The organism is Sphingomonas sp. 28-62-20, assembly GCF_002281505.1.
This window is the reverse complement of the sequence record NZ_NCGH01000049.1, coordinates 1-4747: the sequence shown is the minus strand read 5'-3', so window position 1 is coordinate 4747 and position 4747 is coordinate 1. Positions and strand designations below refer to the sequence as shown.

General features: G+C 61.7%; 3 protein-coding genes. 2 read left to right on the top strand and 1 reads right to left on the bottom strand.

What is annotated here, in order from left to right; translation table 11 throughout:
• Positions 1-49 precede the first annotated feature (49 nt).
• A complete protein-coding gene (locus tag B7Y43_RS19680) occupies positions 50-910 on the bottom strand; it encodes a hypothetical protein (protein WP_374133362.1) in 861 nt (286 codons plus the stop codon).
• A 528-nt stretch (positions 911-1438) separates the two neighbouring features.
• Between B7Y43_RS19680 and B7Y43_RS19675 the strand changes: the two genes are divergently transcribed.
• The gene (locus B7Y43_RS19675; protein WP_374133361.1) at positions 1439-2842 is read left to right on the top strand and encodes a tetratricopeptide repeat protein; all 1404 of its coding nucleotides are present in this window, start codon (positions 1439-1441) and stop codon (positions 2840-2842) included.
• A gap of 92 nt (positions 2843-2934) precedes the next feature.
• Positions 2935-4698, top strand: a complete 1764-nt coding sequence (locus B7Y43_RS19670) for a TonB-dependent siderophore receptor (protein ID WP_374133363.1) — start codon at positions 2935-2937, stop codon at positions 4696-4698.
• Positions 4699-4747: the final 49 nt, after the last annotated feature.

The window sequence follows — 4747 nt, the reverse complement described above, 5'->3', positions numbered from 1 at the left end:
AAGCCATCGGTCGCATCCTCAACCTCTACTCACCACAGGAATGCGCCAATTATTTCGCCGCATGCGGATACGATGCAGCATGATCGAAAATCGCTCTAGACCTCCAAATTGTCCAAACGTCCTGCGATAAGATCGGGTGTGTCCAATAGGCATAAGATAACATCATGATTTCACAGTCTTTGTGAAAAGCGTCGGCAGACTGCTTCACCACAAGGAATGCCTCTTGTTGATCATCATAACCAACTGCCGTGGCTGCATAAACTTCGGCAAATTCGTCACTACCGGCAATTGTCTCGCTGCCGGTAGTTGGCTGCAATTGGGTTGCAGCATCGACATAAGGCAGGAACAAGAAGGAAAAGGGCTGCCCTCCAGCCAAGCTCGCCTTTAACTGATACAACGTGACTGGGGGGCCCACCTGACGCCCCAGATCAATCGCCCCTGCCGGTGGCCGATCATTCGCGGCGATCGGGCTTGCCGCCTTAATCATCCCCGCATTGACCCTTAGCGCTGATGATCCAACGCCCCTAGCCTGTGCTGCGCTGCCTTCGCGTAAACCGACCGCGGATTCTCGTTCTGCGTTCGCGCCACAAGGCCAGCGTGCCTTGGCTAGTTGCGGCGCGAACCCAGCAATGACCAGATCGCCATATTGAATGAACAGCGGTGAGGGGTCGATATATGATTTGGAAGCTGATTGTCGCCGTACATCCTGAATGGTCGCGGCAATGGCTTTCAAGCTACTCGGCCCGAAGTGGTCCCAATAGCGAATGACGAACTTGCGGCCTCGCAAATCGGCTGATTGAGGAAGCTGTCGCAGTGCCGTCGATGGTTTCTCGACCTGACCATCGACTTTGCCTGTGGGGCTGGTCATCGACCCGGTAAAGACGGTGGCATCGCTGTCGGGAACGATCATCAAGGCGCCCTTCTGGTCGCGCGTCTTCTTTTTCGTAAGGCAGTCAGAGCACCGGCGGAAAGGCCATAGCCGATCTCTGTTTCCTCCTTCGCCTCTGTGATCACGAGATATACGGCACTGCGGCGGGTGCCGCGAAACCAGAGCTGCCAATGGCGAGCTGTGGGGCGCCTATGGTTGCGCGCGCACCGAATTTCATAGATCACTCTCTTCGTAATGCGTAACATTGGATGATGGAGGCATTACAGCGATTTGGCGTGCGGTGTGGCTGCGCAAATTGCGGTGCCGCAATTTGCTACACGGCTGGGGAGCGCGGGTTCGGCGCTGCTCTCGGCAAACTGGACGAGGGGCGTGACTAATCTGGATGGGGGGCGGAACGGACGATAATGCAGCTGATGATGAGGCCAGGGCTGCAAGCCATGCCACGGTGCGCGTTGTCATCACGCTCCATTTTGGGCGAAGCACATCGCTAAGAACAGTGACATAGATGGTCTGGGCAGTGGACGACTGCGCAAGGTTGACGAGGTGAACGTGCCGCGATTTGAAGGCGTGACATACGAGGCAGCGACGGGTGTTACGGCACAAGCTTCGGCGACCGGATCAGATAAGCGGCTGAATGGTTGGAAAGCAATTGCTGCGTTTTTCGGGCGAGACCGAACGACGGTCGCGCGCTGGGCGAAGGAGCGTGGGCTGCCGGTCCATTATGTGCCCGGCGGAAAGCAAAAATCGGTTTTCGCGATCGAACGAGAGCTTGAAGCCTGGCGATCGCAACATGCGGAAAGCGGCCAGTTGGCGCAGACAAACGCTAATATCGCGAACGTCGCTGGTGCAATTGGCGGCGGGTGGAGCCTGCGCAATGCAGCCAGCGTCGGCCGCGGGTGGCTGGCACTCGCCGGGTTAACGATTGTTGCCCTTGCCTTTTTTTACGCTTCACCGCGCAGCACGAGCCGGACATCGCCTGCGTTGATGGCAAAATACATCGCCGCGCGTGATGTCTGGGCGCGACGGACGCCAGAAGATGTTCGGGAAGCAATCCGCCTCTATGAGAAGATAATCGGCGAAGCGCCTGATTTCGCGCCAGCGCGCGCAGGTCTGGCCGAGGCTTGGCTGATCTACCGCGAATATGGGGCTGTCAGCGATGCGCAGGCGTTCGGCATTGCCCGGATTGCAGCGCAAAAGGCAGTAAGTCTCGATCCCAATCTGGCGAGCGCGCACCGTGCGAACGGCTTTATTGATTATTGGTGGGACAATGAACCGCGCGCCGCAGTCGAGGCTTTCAAGCGCGCGCTCGCGCTTGATGACAATGATGCGCAGACGCACTTCTGGTTCGCCAATATACTGGCCGACCTTGGGGCGGCGAAGGCGGCCGAGCGTCAGTACACGCGCGCACGCTTGCTTGCGCCGGGTTCGCAGGCGATTGCGGTCGAGCATGCTTGCGCCCAGTGGCAAGCTGGCAACGACCGGCTAGCCCAGACCATGATGACCGAGCTGAAAATGCGCTATCCCGCCGACGCGACGATCAGCAATTGCCTGGCCTGGGTTTATATGGGGCTGGGCGATATCCGCGGCTATGCACGCGAATATCGTGCTATGGCGAGGATGCGCCGCGAGCCCGAGGCCGTCCGACTGTCGGCCGAGCTGGACGCCGCGATAGCGCGGGATCCCAAGACCGCGCACCGCGTGCTGATCGACGATGCAAGCCGCCAGCTGGCCGCTGGAACGCGGCGCATTCGCGAAGTGCCAGCCTTCTGGGCATCCTCAATGGGCGACCGCGCCGAACTGCTTAAGCTGATGCAAGTGGCGCAGGTGCACGGCGAACATTGGTACTCCCCGAGCATCACCGCGCGGATTGCTGCGCGCTGGCAGGGCGATTCCGAGGTTCAGTCGCTATTGGCCCAACTACGCGTGGCCCCGCCGCAAATCGACGGCATTTGAGGGCATTGTCAGCGCATCATGGCAGGCTTGGCGGGATGCTGATAGCGGGCGCATCTGCGCCGCTTCGCCTTTTCCTCACGGCTTCGTGCGTTATGGTCGGCAGCGCCTCTGCCTTTGCACAGAGCGCGCCGCCGCTGGGCACGCCCCCAGCACCCGATGACATCGTCGTCATCGGCAGTGACCTCTCGCTGCCGCCGGGCACGCCGGCATATGGATCGGTGGTGATTGGGCGCGATCGGCTGGTCGGTGATGCGTCGGGCCGGGTCGAAAATGTGTTGCGCGACGTGGCGGGGTTTCAGCAATTTCGCCGGTCGGACAGTCGATCGGCCAATCCTTCGGCTCAAGGGGTGACGCTGCGTGCGTTGGGCGGCAATGCATCAAGCCGGGCGCTGGTGTTGTTGGACGGCGTACCGATTGCCGATCCCTTTTTTGGCCATGTGCCTTTCTCCGCACTGGTCGGCGATCGCCTGTCGTCGGTGCGCGTGACGCGCGGCGGCGGGGCGGGAGCGTTTGGTGCGGGCGCGGTGGCGGGCACGATCGAGCTTGTCAGCGCCGCGCGCCGCGATCTGGCGCCCGTCGCTGGCAGCCTGTTTTATGGCAGCGACAATGCCCAGGAGGTGACCGCGAGCGTCTCGACCGATCTGGGCGGTGGGTTCGCGACGCTGTCGGGCCGGTTTGAGCGCGGCGACGGGTATTTCACGACCCCGGCCAGCCAGCGCGTGCCGGCCACCGCTCGCGCGCGTTACCGCGACTGGTCGATCGGCCTGCGCGCCGTCGCGCCGCTTGGCACACAAACCGATGTGCAGTTTCGCGCCCTGGTCTTCGATGACAGTCGCACTTTGCGGTTTCGCGGGGCGGATAGCAGCGCTGGGGGTCAGGATGCGAGCATTCGCCTGGTCCATCGTGGCGCTTGGGATGTCGATGCGCTTGCCTATCTGCAGGCACGCAATTTCACGAACAAGGTGATCAGTGCGACCAGCTTTCGGCTGACGCTTGATCAACGCGCCACGCCAGCCACCGGGGTTGGCGGCAAGATCGACCTTCGCCCGCCGGTCGGCACGGCGCATCTGTTGCGGATCGGTGCGGATATTCGCGTGGCCGATGGGCAATTGGCTGAAGATGCCTATAGCGCGGTGACCGGCCTAGTGACGGCGCGGCGCAGCGCGGGGGGCACGACCCGCACGCTCGGCCTGTTCGCCGAAGATGATTGGACCCTTGGTGGCCTTGTGCTGACCGGCGGTGTGCGCGGAGATTTCTGGGCGATCAGCGATGGCCGTTTTCGTGAACGGACTGCCGCCGGGCTGACCACCACCGATCAACGCTTTACCAATCGCCAAGGCACCGAGGTGACCGGCCGTGCAGGAGCGCTGTTTCACGCCAGCGACGCCGTCGCCTTGCGCGCGGCGGGCTATACCGGTTTCCGCCTGCCGACCCTTAATGAACTCTATCGCCCGTTCGTCGTCTTCCCCGTGACGACGCAGGCCAATGCAGCGCTGGGGCTGGAGCGGTTGCGCGGCGTTGAGGGCGGGATTGATCTCACCCCCGCGCCCGGCATCAACATCAGCCTCACCGGCTTTTACAATCGGCTGGAAAGCGCGATTGCCAATGTAACGATCGCCCCAAATCTGCGCCAACGCCGCAATGTCGATGCCATTGTTGCGCGCGGACTGGAGGTAACGGCGCGCGCGGTGCGCGGTGCTTGGTCGCTCGACGCTTCCTATGCCTTTACTGACTCGCGCGTCCTGGCGTCTGGCTTGTCAGCGGGGCTTGATGGCGTGCGTCCCGCGCAAAGCGCTGCCCATGCGCTTAGAGCGATTTTCGATCATGCTGCATCGTATCCGCATGCGGCGAAATAATTGGCGCATTCCTGTGGTGAGTAGAGGTTGAGGATGCGACCGATGGCTT